Source organism: Robbsia andropogonis (assembly GCF_034047095.1).
Lineage (GTDB): Bacteria > Pseudomonadota > Gammaproteobacteria > Burkholderiales > Burkholderiaceae > Robbsia > Robbsia andropogonis.
This window is the reverse complement of sequence record NZ_CP139169.1, coordinates 52,307-65,621: the sequence shown is the minus strand read 5'-3', so window position 1 is coordinate 65,621 and position 13,315 is coordinate 52,307. Positions and strand designations below refer to the sequence as shown.

At 50.1% G+C, this 13,315-nt stretch carries 10 protein-coding genes and 3 pseudogenes; 12 read left to right on the top strand and 1 reads right to left on the bottom strand.

Annotation, left to right across the window (positions count from 1 at the left end; all coding sequences use genetic code 11):
* Positions 1-200: 200 nt before the first annotated feature.
* Positions 201-821, bottom strand: coding sequence for a type VI secretion system amidase effector protein Tae4 (locus SJQ66_RS12990; protein WP_320534516.1), 621 nt, complete (start codon positions 819-821; stop codon positions 201-203).
* A gap of 104 nt (positions 822-925) precedes the next feature.
* On the opposite strand from SJQ66_RS12990, the gene SJQ66_RS12985 reads away from it, so the two are divergent.
* The 12 genes and pseudogenes from SJQ66_RS12985 (at position 926) to SJQ66_RS12930 (ending at position 13,254) form a co-directional block, all read left to right on the top strand.
* On the top strand, positions 926-1,651 hold the full coding sequence (locus SJQ66_RS12985; protein WP_320534515.1) for an IS6 family transposase: 726 nt from the start codon (positions 926-928) through the stop codon (positions 1,649-1,651).
* 222 nt (positions 1,652-1,873) lie between these two features.
* Positions 1,874-2,683, top strand: a complete 810-nt coding sequence (locus SJQ66_RS12980; protein ID WP_320534514.1) for a cache domain-containing protein — start codon at positions 1,874-1,876, stop codon at positions 2,681-2,683.
* 529 nt (positions 2,684-3,212) lie between these two features.
* Positions 3,213-4,364: a 2-aminoethylphosphonate--pyruvate transaminase gene (locus SJQ66_RS12975; RefSeq protein ID WP_320534513.1), complete on the top strand. Its 1,152-nt coding sequence runs from the start codon at positions 3,213-3,215 to the stop codon at positions 4,362-4,364.
* A 1-nt stretch (position 4,365) separates the two neighbouring features.
* Positions 4,366-5,688 carry an O-acetylhomoserine aminocarboxypropyltransferase/cysteine synthase family protein gene (locus tag SJQ66_RS12970; RefSeq protein WP_320534512.1) on the top strand — a complete coding sequence of 441 codons (1,323 nt, stop codon included), beginning with the start codon at positions 4,366-4,368 and terminating at the stop codon, positions 5,686-5,688.
* 28 nt (positions 5,689-5,716) lie between these two features.
* Complete coding sequence (locus SJQ66_RS12965; protein ID WP_176026234.1) at positions 5,717-6,778, top strand: fatty acid desaturase family protein; 1,062 nt, start codon at positions 5,717-5,719, stop codon at positions 6,776-6,778.
* Positions 6,778-7,623, top strand: a complete 846-nt coding sequence (locus tag SJQ66_RS12960; protein ID WP_024906150.1) for a gamma-glutamyl-gamma-aminobutyrate hydrolase family protein — start codon at positions 6,778-6,780, stop codon at positions 7,621-7,623. The genes SJQ66_RS12965 and SJQ66_RS12960 overlap by 1 nt, the downstream gene beginning before the upstream one ends.
* Positions 7,624-7,672: 49 nt before the next feature.
* Complete coding sequence (locus tag SJQ66_RS12955; protein WP_024906151.1) at positions 7,673-8,278, top strand: LysE family translocator; 606 nt, start codon at positions 7,673-7,675, stop codon at positions 8,276-8,278.
* 63 nt (positions 8,279-8,341) lie between these two features.
* A complete protein-coding gene (locus tag SJQ66_RS12950; protein ID WP_082103275.1) occupies positions 8,342-9,295 on the top strand; it encodes a homoserine O-succinyltransferase in 954 nt (317 codons plus the stop codon).
* Between the two features lie 108 nt (positions 9,296-9,403).
* Entirely contained in the window at positions 9,404-10,756 is a 1,353-nt protein-coding gene (locus SJQ66_RS12945; RefSeq protein ID WP_320534511.1) for a glutamine synthetase family protein, read from the top strand.
* A 58-nt stretch (positions 10,757-10,814) separates the two neighbouring features.
* Positions 10,815-10,985 (top strand): annotated as a pseudogene (locus SJQ66_RS12940) (IS6 family transposase); the annotation flags it as partial.
* A 64-nt stretch (positions 10,986-11,049) separates the two neighbouring features.
* Positions 11,050-11,766 (top strand): annotated as a pseudogene (locus SJQ66_RS12935) (IS6 family transposase).
* 165 nt (positions 11,767-11,931) lie between these two features.
* A pseudogene (locus SJQ66_RS12930) lies at positions 11,932-13,254 on the top strand (IS5 family transposase).
* Positions 13,255-13,315 lie beyond the last annotated feature (61 nt).

Here is a 13,315-nt window from a genome sequence, read left to right as displayed (position 1 = left end):
AGGAGCGAACAGGTATGCGAACAGGTCTATGGTCGAGTGGGTCGTTTGCGCGCAAGCATCTAATCCACCCCCGCATTCACCAATCGGCGGCGCACACAGCCGTCCAAACGCGCCACATAAGCGACTGTCTATCGCTGCCCACACGATCACGCTAAGCAACCCCGTAATCGCAAATCCGATCGTCCCGGCAAGGCGTCGCATCATTTAATTTCCCAAAAAAGAATCCGCTTTGAATTGCGAAGGTCGGAAAAGCCGAAACGAGCGCCAGGGAATATCGATTGAATCCCTATTACGCGGCCAAATGTGGCGATCGCGTCCAGCGCGCTACTCACGGTCAAACGTGATCCGTTCCAAAGATCGATATGGCCGCCACTCGCATCCGATGCCGCTTCGCCGGTACGTGTCCAGTAATGTGAAAACTGAATGATCCCGGTCCGGCCTTGTACCTTCGATTCCCAGTCTGGCCCGGTGATGTCCTCCGCTTTCGGCAAGCCGGCAAACGGCTGATGCTCAAGCCATTCGCCTAGCTCGTCGGCGCGTGTAGCAGTAGGCTTTCCGTCGAGAATAATGCGGCCGATCGTCGGAGAGCCCGACATAGGCGTCACGGTCTTTTGTGAAAAAGACTTCATTTCCACGCCGACGCGGTGCAGCGTGACGCTCATCCGAATAGCACATTGATCCGAGTAAGCGGGATTGTCGTACGGGTCGCCAGAAGGATAATTGGACCACAATTCTTGGAAGGTTATAGCTTTAACCGGAATTTCCTTTTGCGAGCCGGTCGATGCATGCGTGGTAACTTTGGAGTGTTTGGTATGTGGCATCGACTATTCTCCGAAGTGCTTTGCCAGCGCGTCATCGCCCCAATACACGGTATAAGTGCCAGGGGCACCGTCAAGTTATCGAAGCGGTCAGGTAAGCTTGGCGCATGAAAACCTCGTCTATTTATCGCGGCCATCGCTTCCCACCTGCCATCATCAGCCTAGCGGTGCGCTGGTACTTTCGCTTCTCGCTGAGCTTGCGCGACATCGAAGAATTATTGCTCGAGCGCGGCGTGATCGTCAGCTACGAATCGATACGGCGGTGGTGCGATAAATTCGGGGCCCGATTTGCCGCACATGTAAAGATCACCGGCCGTAGCGCCAAAACATGGCATCTCGATGAAATGTTCGTGCGTCTACGCGGTGAGCCTTACTGGCTCTGGCGCGCCGTTGACGAGCAAGGGCAGGAACTCGACATCCTTTTGCAAAAGCGTCGTGATACCGCCGCAGCTGAACAATTCTTCAAGAGGATCTTGCGCAAGCACCCGGCACCGCGGGTCGTCGTGACCGATCAGCTTCTTAGCTATCCGGTTGCCAAAGCCCGAGTGCCCGCGCTGGCCAAGACGAAGCACATCTTCGTACGGGCTGCCGCACGCGTAAATAACCGTGCCGAAAATAGCCATCAACCAACACGTGAACGCGAGCGCCGCATGCGCGGCTTAAGAGATTTGCGACGAGCACAGCGCTTCCTTTCGAACTTCGGCCCGATTCGACAGCATTTTGCTCTGAAACGACACCTGATTTGTGCAGCCGAACATCGTCGCGAGCTTACGCTGCGCTTGGAACCGTGGCATCACTTGACGCTCCAGGGCCAAAATCCGTCTGCGTTTTAAACAATGACCGTAAAGCGCCTCTTTTTCGCTCAATCATCATCAACGTGACAATGCCAAAAAAATGCATAACAAAGCGCAGAAAAAAATAAAGTTCCGCCGTGAAACGGACGTTAAGCAGTATCACCCGTATCGCGATATGCGACACGATGGGTTCACGCCAGGCGCCGGATCCATCCGCGCGCTACCGGGGTTAGGGAAAAACAATTTCGTACGAGAGCCACCATGCGTTCCCTCACGTTGCGCAAGAAACTGCTTCTTCCTTTGCTCATTTGCTGTCTCGCGTTGACCCTGCAGGCCGTCATCAGTTCACTTCAGTTGCGCAATAGCCAGCTCGCCTCGCGCAAGCTGGATCTCGAACACGTCGTCGACACAGCGGCAAGCATTGCCAAGTTTTATGCCGACGAGGTGAGCAGCGGCAAGCTTACAGAAGCACAAGCCAAATCGCGTGCAATCGAGTCCATCGGTGCACAGCGATACGGTAGCACCGGTTATGTCACAACCGTTGGTACGAACTCGGTCGTCATCAACAATCCCTTGAGCCCGAAGATTAATGGCAAGGACATGTCCGGTTTCCAGGATGCACGCGGACAGTATATGTACCGATCTATCGCTGCTGCCGGCGCCATGCCTCGCGGCGAAGGTTATATCGAATACTGGTGGCCCAAGCCAGGCGCAACGGAACCGAGCCCCAAGATTGGCTATGTTGCTCGCTTTGAACCATGGCAAATGGATTTCGTCGCAGGGGAATACGTTGATGACATTAATGCCGAATTCTATAAAGGACTAGCCAAGTCGGCCGCCATGCTCGTCGTGCCTGCACTCGTGGTGGGCGCTGTCGCTTGGCGCGTATCGGCTCACGTGTATGGATCCATCGGTGGTGAGCCGGCCGCAGCGGCGCTTGTTGCACAGCGTATTGCGCACGGCGATTTGACAGCGGACATTGACATACGGCCCGGCGACACGAGTAGTCTGCTGTTCTCGCTCAAGGAGATGCGTGCGCAGCTGGCGCGAACGAACGCCTCGACAACGTGACAATGCCCAGCATCGCGGCCAGCGGATAGTGGAGCCGTTTGAACACTTTCGACATCGCCGCAGTCAGCTTTTGCTTCATGGATCTGATTGTTCGCTCGGGGTATTCAGAATAACAGATCCCCTTATTGCGACAGAACCCGACATCTTACGTCAACAACCACAACAATTTGACAATGCCCCTTTACATCTACGGCTGTAGTACTAAGTAGGTTTCAGCTTTTTGAAAGATACAATCATAGATTAATTGGATTCTGCAACACTCAATAATAATCGTTATTCCCATTCTATATTTATTCGATAAATAATCCGAAATTTCAAAAAAAAATTCCCTTAGGAGTGCGGCACAGATACAATGGCAAGCCTTGGCGTTCAAAATTCGGAAAATTCATGGTTTCGCAAGAATTCGCTAGTAAAGCAACTGGATAATTCATCACGCAATTGCCGAATGCAGTCGTGACCCACGACTGCATCTCTTCAGGATGTTGACGAAAAAACGAAGTTCATATTTTCATATAATAAGGACTGTTATATGTCTATTCGACATCATTACTTAATGACACCAGGCCCATTGTCATTAACCGACGACGTCAAGGCGCAAATGCAGTTTGATATGGGATCCCGCGATCAGAGCTTTAAAGATATTACCGCCATGATGCGTGAGCGAATTTTAGATCTGATCGACGGATATGGCTCACATTCCGTAGTGCCAGTCCAAGGTAGCGGTACTTATGGTATTGAGGCCGCGTTGACGTCGTTCATCTCATTGTCTGACAGACCTCTCGTGTGTATTAATGGTATCTATGGTGAGCGGATCCTAAGAATTCTAGAATTACGCGGGATTCAGGCGGTTTGTATGAGGGCGCCGAGTCACGAGCCGCTGTCAGTTGCCGACATCAGCACATATTTAGAAAATCATCGGTCAATTACGCATATCTGTTTTGTTCACTGTGAAACAACTACTGGTGTGCTTAACCCATTCGAGGCCATTGTTAATCTCGCGGCGCGGCGCGGGATAAGAACAATTGTAGATGCGATGAGTTCTTTCGGTGCGATCGATATCAGCGCAAAAAAAGTTCATTTCGACGTACTGGTCACGTCTAGCAACAAATGCATTGAAGGTCCTCCTGGTGTAGCGTTCGTCATAGCGAAGCTCGACTTGCTCAGAGCAAGGGATCATTCGGTCAGTTCGTTTGTTCTGGATGTCCATGATCAATGGAAAAGTCTCGAGCAAACCGGAGAGTGGCGATCTACGCCGCCCACGCACGTAATCCAAGCTTGTACTAAGGCTCTTGAAGGGTTAGATCTGGAAGGTGTGGCTAATCGAGGGAAACGGTACTGCTCGGTGCGGGATGAAATCATTCGTGTAACCGCGCGTTATGCCTCTCCACTGCTGACTGCTGATGTACGTTCACCCGTTTGTGTGGCGCTCACTGCGCATGGGATTATTGATACGCCCAAAGATTTCGATGCACTGTACCTGCATCTCGCCGACTACAATCTCTATATCTATTCAAAAATGCATGCTTCGACACGCAGTTTTAGAATCGGATGCATCGGCGCTATCAAGCCGCGATGGATACATCTATTAGGCAATGCATTTCAAGATTTTTTTGATAAAACGAATAGCGACCCCATGGTACCAGAACGTTTTGTGCCGCCACTTGACACAAGGAGCTTGTAATATGTCACACACTATTCGTGATAACAATATGTCTTCGGAAACAGCTCTTTTGCATGCAGCGTATCGTCACGACCCCATCACGAAGGCCGTTGCAGTGCCGATTTACCAAACGACAGCGTACGAGCTTGACGGCGATCTGGCAAAAATCGCGGATATTTACAATGTGAAAAGCGACGGATTTACATACACGCGGATCATTAATCCTACTACGCGTATTCTTGAGCAGCGGTATGCAGTTTTCGATGGTGCGGTAGATGCGTTAGCCGTGGCATCCGGGCAAGCTGCGACTTTTCTTGCGCTAGTAAATTTGTGTAGTGGACGACCGGGTGACAATATTGTTGTTTCGAAGTATTTGTATGGTAACTCATGGAATCTATTATTTAACACCTTCAAACGCCTCGGCATTGAAGCGCGACCAGCAGATCCACGTCAGCCGTCATCGTTTGAGCAACAGTCCGACCAAAGAACCATCGCCTTCTTTGGCGAGATTTTCTCTAACCCGTGCCTTATTCCTTTACCGCTTAGAGAACTTACCGACATCGGCAGGCGTTTCGGTATTCCAGTAGTCGTTGATAACACAACCACCCCTTTTGTGTGCCATCCCGCCAAACTTGGTGCAGCCGTTACGACCTACTCCGCAACGAAGTATATATGTGGCCACGGTACAACCCTCGGCGGGTTGATAACCGATAACGGTACATTCAACTTCGAGAATTCGAATCGTTTCCCGATTTTCAATGGCCCCGATGAGGCGCATGGAGGTATATTATGGCATGAGGCTGTTAAACAACTAGACGATTTGAGTCGAAGTCCTTTCTTGTTGAAAGCGCGCATGACGTGGCTTCGCGATACCGGTGCCGCAATCAGTCCGTTTTCGAGTTTTCAACTAATTCAAGGTTTGGAAACACTTCATTTACGCATGAAACGCCATTGCGAAAACGCCTCAGTCGTGGCAGATTTTTTGCAAAGGCACACCAAAGTCAAGAGTGTTTCGTATCCGGGGCTCTTCACCGGGCAAGATCGCGAAATAGCCGACGAATTGCTGGACGCTCGTGTCGGTCATGGTGCCATGATTATGTTTGAGCTGGATAGCGAGGCTGCAGGTCGAACGTTCATGCAGAATATCCAGCTCATGTATCACGTGTCTAACGTCGGTGACGCACGAACACTCGTGACGCACCCGGTTTCGACCACTCACACCACAGTTCCTAAAAAACAGCGAGAGGCCGCCGGAATATTTGACGGATCAATCCGTATTTGCATCGGCATCGAAAACGTTAACGACGTACTTGATGACATCAAGCGCGGTCTCGATGCCGTTTGACTAATAATTCGGCATGGAGAATCAGTTCATGGAAACGTCTAATTCTTGGAAGCTAAGCAACAAACGGTTCGAGGCATTTCAGTTTTCTAACGATATAACGCGGGAACTAGCTAAGCTACGAACGGACAACATCACAGGCGCTCTTTATATAATAAAAGATTATTTAGTTATACTTATTTTTATATTTTCTACTGTGAAAATTAGTGCATGGTTTTACCCGATTGCCGTGCTGATGATTGGCGCACATCAGCGAGGACTTACAACTATCTCACACGATGCTGCACATCGAATACTCGCGAAAAATACGTGGTGGAACCACTTTCTGGGCACAACGTTTGCAGCATACCCAATTTTTCAGCGACATTGGGCCTATCGTGTTTCTCATGTGCATCTCCACCATCCGCATTTGGGGGATCCCGAAAAAGATCCAGATCTACAATTCTTTATTGCTTCGGGTGTTTATGAGATTCGAGATCCCCGCGCGTATAGGTTTTCTATTATCTGGAAAGCTATGTTGGGCGGAGCCACACTGAACTATTTGAAATACCTATGGCACAACCGCTTTTTCATTCTGAAGAAACAACACAAGGGCGTCAATAAACGTGGTGCCCTTATCGACACCTATGCTTTTTTCGCTTTCTGGGCGATCGTCACAGGGGGCTTCGTAATGAGTGGTAACGTGCACCTACTGCTTCTGTTCTGGTTGATTCCTTATTTGACCGCTTTTCAGATACTAGGTTGGTTTACTGAAATCGCAGAACACTCTCCAATGTGTGAGACAGAGAAGCAAAACATCTATCTTACTCGGAATAGAAAAGGCAATTTGATAGAACGGCTACTCTTTGGTGTGAATTTTGACGAGTACCATTTGGAGCACCATCTTTCGCCCGGTGTACCGTTTTGGCTTCTAAAGCGAGCGCAAGAAATCCGTATGCGGGACCCGCACTATGCCGAGATTGCAAAGTCTTGGGGCGGTTTGTTTGTATCCGGCCCTCATGGGCAACCCAGTGTGATCAGCCAATTGCTCGATCGCAATAAGCGTCTCTACGACGCGCAACGCGCGTCGCCTGGCACTCCGGAGCAAGCGTAGTGATGAAAGAATATTTTGATGCGTCCCTGGCTGTAGTAGGGGTGTCGGCAAATCGGCATCTGCATGATGGTGTTCACCGTGATTGGTTACGTCGGCGTTATATTGAGGCTCTAGAACGTTACTCGTCCGTTGAGTGCGTGATCCTCCCTACTATTGACGGTGACCTGTCCAGAGATGGCACCCTAAGAAAATTTCGCGAGGTGATGCGACGCCTTGACGGCCTCGTACTGACTGGTGACGAATCAGATCTTGACCCGGATATCTTCGACAACGAACTAGCCTGGCATCGCTCCGTCGACGACGTTATTCCCGGCAAGCGGGATCGACCCAGGGATCGGCTTTCGAGTGTCGCGTTGTCAGTTGCGATCGAATTTGATATGCCGATTCTTGGGATCTGCCGTGGATTGCAGGAAATGAGTGTTCACTGCGGCGGCAATCTGCATTCCGATTTATCCGTGTTTAGTCAAAGTGTTTCACACAGTGAGCCATCTGACGTCCCTCGCGACCAACAATATCTTCCCACGCATACGGTCAGCGTCATGCCAGTCGGACGGCTGTCACCAATTGTAGAAAGCGCCGAACTGTACGTTAACTCATTGCACAACCAAGGCATCAAAACCTTGGGTGCCAATGTGCAGATGGAGGCAGTTGCTTCGGACGGCGTGATTGAAGCAATCTCATACAAGAAATCATCAACATTTCAGCTCGCGGTGCAATGGCATCCTGAATGGCACGCGACCAGCGACGTAACAAGCCGTAAATTGTTCAAGGCGTTTGGAAATGCATGCTTAGATTACCAGTCGACTAAGCTACCACACAAGCGACCGAATGACTCAAATCAATGAGTTGTGTTTTATCTATTTGAATTATGTGTTGATGGAATCTTGCGGAATTATGGATTTACATTTGTTGATCTTGTTTATTGTTGCTTTCACCTCAGCGGTCGCTGTACCAGGCCCAAACATAGGGTTTGCGGTTGCGCAAACTCTCAGATATGGACGAGAAACGATTGTCCCTTGTTCACTTGGTTTTGGGTTAGCAACCGCAATCCACGCAATAGTCGCGCTTTCGGGTGTTGGATTGATCATTCGTGATCATCGCTCGATTCTTAATTACCTCCGGTGGTTCGGTGCGATCTACCTGGCTTATATTGCGATCACTGCATTTTTCGCAAAACCCTCTCCCAGCGACCAAAAAGTTGTCGTTTCGAGTCAAAATAAGATTTTTATCGATTCTCTGCTAGTCGCTTTAATCAACCCAAAAGGTTGGTTAGCGACCTTGCTTACCTATCCTGCTTTCATCAGCTCACATGTACCTTACATTCATCAAGCACTAACGCTGAGTGTGGTGGGCGTGATTGTTTCACTGATTATATACGGCGGCTACATGTTCCTCGCTCAAAAAGCACGAGCTGCCTTTGATAACGTCTCCATCATCAATAGGGTAACTGGGTCTTTTTATGCTGCGATCGCACTTTGTCTAGTGATCTTTTCCTGGTAACTCTGATGCAAAAATCGATAAATTATCGAACTAAGAAAGAAACATAGCGGAGGCTCAAAGCATATGTCAATCATAATTCCCAAAGGCCTACCCGCAGGTTACACGCTTGCGGCCGAAGGCATCATGGTTCTGGATAGAGAAAATAAGGGCTATACGTGCCTCCGACCGTTACGTGTAGGTTTGTTAAACCTTATGCCGAACAAAAGAAATACAGAAATACAGATAGCACGTTTGCTAGGCTCTACCGCGCTGCAAGTCGAACTGACGCTGATTAAAATAACAAGCCATTCGCCCAAGAACACGCCACCCGAGCATCTAGCATCTTTTTACCACGATTGGCATGAGCTTCAGGAGCAGAAGTTTGACGGGCTCATCGTGACTGGCGCGCCGGTCGAAACGATTCCTTTCGAACAAGTTTATTATTGGAATGAACTCACCAAAATTTTTCGGTGGACGCTAACCAACGTTCACAGGTGCTTTAATATTTGTTGGGCAGCTCAAGCAGCCATTCATTATTTTCACGGCATGCCCAAGTACACCTTATTTGAAAAAGCTTTTGGCGTATTTAAGCATCGCTGTGTAGGAAATAAATCTCCTTATTTGAAGGGACTATCTGACGACTTCGACATCCCAGTTTCACGCTGGACAGAAATGCGACAGACAGATATACCGCCCGATAGCGGTCTATCCGTTTTAATTGACTCGCCGCACACAGGCCTATGCCTACTCGACGATCCTAATCATAACGCGCTTCATTTCTTCAATCATATCGAATACGATTCGAACTCACTGGCCGATGAGTATTTCCGAGACAGAAAGGCAGGTAAATGTGTTAGTCGCCCGCGAAACTATTTTCCCGGTGACTGTGAAGCGTCAGCTCCGACAAATCTGTGGCGCAGTCACGCCCATCTCTTGTTCGGAAATTGGATTAATCATATTTCCCAATCAACTCCTGCCGATTTGAATCACATCGGTCAAGACTACTCTAGCACTACTTCAACCGGAGAAATTTCATGATCGATGACCTAAATCCTGCTAAAACCGACGTTACTGCTTTACTTGTAATAGCCTATTGGTAAAACTAGCATAAAAATTTATTCTTTACTGTTGGGTAGGAGTACGAAAATGACATTCGAAGAATTAAAGCGCGCTGTAGCCGCTGGTTCAATCGATACGGTACTTATGTGCATAGTAGATATGCAAGGCAGACTGATGGGAAAGCGCTGTCATGCAGCGTTTTTTGTCCGGCATGGCTACCAAGAAGCTCACGCATGCAATTACCTGTTAGCGGATGACATGGAGATGCTTCCAGTTGAAGGTTACCGTTGCGCCAGTTGGGACCGCGGATATGGAGACTTACTCCTCAAACCAGACCTTTCAACGATACGACCGCTGCCATGGTTGGACGCAACCGCACTTGTAATTTGCGATACCTTTGATGCTAAGGGCGCACCTATAGCACATTCGCCCAGACAAATTCTGCAGAAACAGATGCGCCGGCTAGCTGATTTGGGCATGCGCGCTGGTTTTGCATCGGAACTGGAATTTTATTTGTTTGATGAACCCTACGATGTGATAACTAAGAAAAGCTTTACTAACCTGAAAACATTTGGCACCTATAATCAAGATTACCATATTCTATCGACCACACGTCAAGAGTCTGTTATGCGTCCAATTAGAAATGGGCTTTACGAGGCAGGCGTTCCTATTGAATGCTCAAAAGGAGAAGGCGGACCAGGTCAAGGCGAAATCAATGTGCGTTATGCTGATCCACTGTTAATGGCAGATCACCATGTGCTAATCAAGCACGGTAGCAAGGAGATCGCGGAGCAGCACTGCAAGGCTATTACCTACATGGCTAAGTGGAATTATCAACTTGCCGGTTCCTCGTGCCATATCCACTCATCACTTTGGTCTCTTGACGGTCGGCCTCTTTTTTACGATTCGTCAGCCCCGAGTGGTATGTCTGCGTTGATGAGAAGCTACTTGGGAGGTCTGATGAAATACTCGAAAGACATTACTCTCTTGTTGGCTCCATATATAAACTCCTATAAGAGGTTTCAAATGGACACTTTCGCACCGACGAAGATTGCCTGGAGCCAAGACAACCGTACAGTTGGCTTCCGTGTTTGCGGCGAAGGTTCAGGCGCAATTCGAGCAGAGTGCCGTATTGGTGGTGCGGATCTTAACCCTTACCTCGCTTTCGCAGGTCTTATAGCAGCAGGCCTGGCGGGTATTGAAGAAAAGCTGGATCTGCCACCGCCGTTTGTCGGTGATGGCTATCGGGAGACCTCGCTACCAGAAATTCCGAAAACGCTTAGAAATGCTATTGAAATTACGTCAAAATCAGTATGGCTTCGCGAGATTCTGGGAGGTGAAGTGGTTGACCACTATGTGCACGCGGCGCAGTGGGAGCAAACAGAACATGATCGACGTATTACTGATTGGGAGTTGCGCAGAGGATTTGAGAGAAGTTGAGCCAGCATTTTCGGCTCCGCATTGTCACGTTGTCGAGGCGTTCGGGTAAGCTTGGCACATGAAAACCTCGTCCATTTACCGCGGCCATCGTTTCCCACCTGCCATCATCAGCCTTGCGGTGCGCTGGTACTTTCGCTTCTCGCTGAGCTTGCGCCACATCGAAGGATTATTGCTCGAGCGCTGCTTGATCGTCAGCTACGAATCGATACGGCGGTGGTGCGATAAATGGCTCTGGTGCAAATAGGCGGTGCGAATCGGTTAAAGTATTGAGCGTAACAATCACGTGAACGCTGATGAGCAAGCCAAAAGGTCAGAGCGGGCTGTTTGATGGCCGACATTTTGATCGCAAAATCATCATTCTGTGTGTTCGCTGGTACCTTCGTTACAAGCTCAGCCTACGCGATCTGGTGGAAATGATGGCAGAGCGCGGTTTATCGCTGGCTCACACCACCATCATGCGCTGGGTGAAACGCTTTACCCCGGAGTTCGTTAAACGCTGGAACCGATTTGCGATCCCTTCGGGTGGCTCGTGGCGAGTCGACTAGACCTATATGAGGAGTCGTGGCAAATGGGTCTATCTGTACCTGGCTGTCGATCGAGTTGGCCAGACGGTGGACTTCTTACTCAGGGCCAAACGCGATGTCGCAGCAGCCAAAGCCTTTTTTCGCAAGGCGATCATGCACCAGGGGCAGCCACCAGAGACTATCACGCTCGATGGTTACGCTGCCTCGCACCGAGCGGTGCGGGAGATGAAGGCCGATGGCCTGCTGCCCGAAGACACGAAGGTCCGATCCTCGAAGTATCTGAACAATATGATTGAGCAGGACCATCGAAACATCAAGTCCAGAACGAACGTGATGCTCGGCTTCAAACGGTTCAGAAACGCCTTGGCAACGATCTCAGGCATCGAATTGATGCATCGCATTAGCAAGGGCCAGTTCGATCTGACTAAAATCGGTCTCAAGGATACCGCTCTGCCTGCCGTATGGAATGCAGTTCTGTCTTCTTGATCAGATATCCTACATGTAAGAACATTCTCAACACTTTTACCTAGTCGGCCCTGAACGATTCGTAGAGCCGCGTGGCATAAGGCTTTGACGCTGTATCACGGTTGAGGGATTTGCAAGGAACGTGCATATTACGTGTTGAATGCTGCAAATTCTGACGAGGTTTTGATGGGTCCGAAGAAGGTGGTGCCCGAGAGAGATTTCTTTCGACAGCCGCTGCGCGAGCAGATCAACCTGAGGCATCGCTTGGTCAAGCTGAGCGACTTGATCGATTGGGAGCGCCTGAGCGTTGCGATGAGTGCGAGCTTCGTATCGTCGCGTGGGCGGCCGGCTAGTTCGCCGCGCTTGATCGCGGGTCTACTGTATTTGCAGCATACCTTTAACTTGTCCGATGAGGACGTGGTATGGCAATGGATCGAGAATCAGTACTGGCAGGTTTTTACCGGCGAGACGTATTTCCAAACGACGCCGCCAATCGATCCGTCGAGCCTCGCGCGCTGGCGCAAGCGCCTCGGTGAGGCAGGTGTAGAGGAGTTGCTGGCAGAGACGATCGAAGCGGCCAAACGTGCCCAGGTTGTTAAAAGCGCGAGTCTGAAGCAGGTCATTGTCGATACGACGGTGATGGAAAAAGCCATTGCGCACCCGACTGATTCGCGCTTGCTCGAACGCTGCCGCGAGCAATTGGTGACGACTGCATCACAACATGGTTTAGCACTGCGCCAGAACTACAATCGTGAAGCCCCGCGTTTGGCAAGTCAGATTGGTCGATATGCACACGCCAAGCAATTCAAGCGGATGAAGAAGGCATTACGAACGCTGCGTTCGCGCGTTGGTCGCGTCATGCGCGATGTAGAACGTCAAATTGACGGGGTCGCGCAACAAAGCCGCGCGGCACTCGAGACGCTGCTGCTCAAATCGAAACGGCTTCTCGCGCAACAACCCAAGGATAAAAACAAGCTGTAAGCGTTGCACGCGCCTGAGGTAGAGTGCATCTCAAAAGGCAAGGCCCGACGCCCGTATGAGTTTGGCGTGAAGGTGTCGATCACCACGACACATCGCGAGGGCTTGGTGATCGGTGCGCGCTCGATCCCGGGGAACCCCTACGATGGACATACGTTGGCCGAAGCCTTGGAACAGGCAGCGATTCTGAGTGACGTTAAAGCAAACATCGCGGTGGTAGATCGTGGTTATAGGGGCGTAGCGATAAGTGGGGTGAAGATCTATCACGCTGGTCTACGACGTGGCATTACGCGCGGGCTACGAGCGATGATCAACAGACGCAGTGCGATCGAGGCGGCGATTGGCCACATGAAGTCGGACGGCAAACTAGATCGGAACTGGCTCAAGGGTGCGCTCGGCGACGCGATCCATGCTGTCATGTGCGGCGCGGGCCACAACCTGCGGATGATCCTGAGGAAGCTGCGGTTTTTTTGCGCTCTGCTATTGGCTATGGCTCGGGGTGCGCAGTACGTCACGCCGCCAACAGCTTGACCATTTGCCAATCGAATTCCGTCAGGAAACGAATTGTTCAGGTCCGACTACCTATTTGCAC

Coding starts and splice junctions, on each gene's coding strand:
- SJQ66_RS12990 (WP_320534516.1), bottom strand. CDS start 821: ATGCCACATACCAAACACTCCAAAGTTACCACGCATGCATCGACCGGC.
- SJQ66_RS12985 (WP_320534515.1), top strand. CDS start 926: ATGAAAACCTCGTCTATTTATCGCGGCCATCGCTTCCCACCTGCCATC.
- SJQ66_RS12980 (WP_320534514.1), top strand. CDS start 1,874: ATGCGTTCCCTCACGTTGCGCAAGAAACTGCTTCTTCCTTTGCTCATT.
- SJQ66_RS12975 (WP_320534513.1), top strand. CDS start 3,213: ATGTCTATTCGACATCATTACTTAATGACACCAGGCCCATTGTCATTA.
- SJQ66_RS12970 (WP_320534512.1), top strand. CDS start 4,366: ATGTCACACACTATTCGTGATAACAATATGTCTTCGGAAACAGCTCTT.
- SJQ66_RS12965 (WP_176026234.1), top strand. CDS start 5,717: ATGGAAACGTCTAATTCTTGGAAGCTAAGCAACAAACGGTTCGAGGCA.
- SJQ66_RS12955 (WP_024906151.1), top strand. CDS start 7,673: ATGGATTTACATTTGTTGATCTTGTTTATTGTTGCTTTCACCTCAGCG.
- SJQ66_RS12950 (WP_082103275.1), top strand. CDS start 8,342: ATGTCAATCATAATTCCCAAAGGCCTACCCGCAGGTTACACGCTTGCG.
- SJQ66_RS12945 (WP_320534511.1), top strand. CDS start 9,404: ATGACATTCGAAGAATTAAAGCGCGCTGTAGCCGCTGGTTCAATCGAT.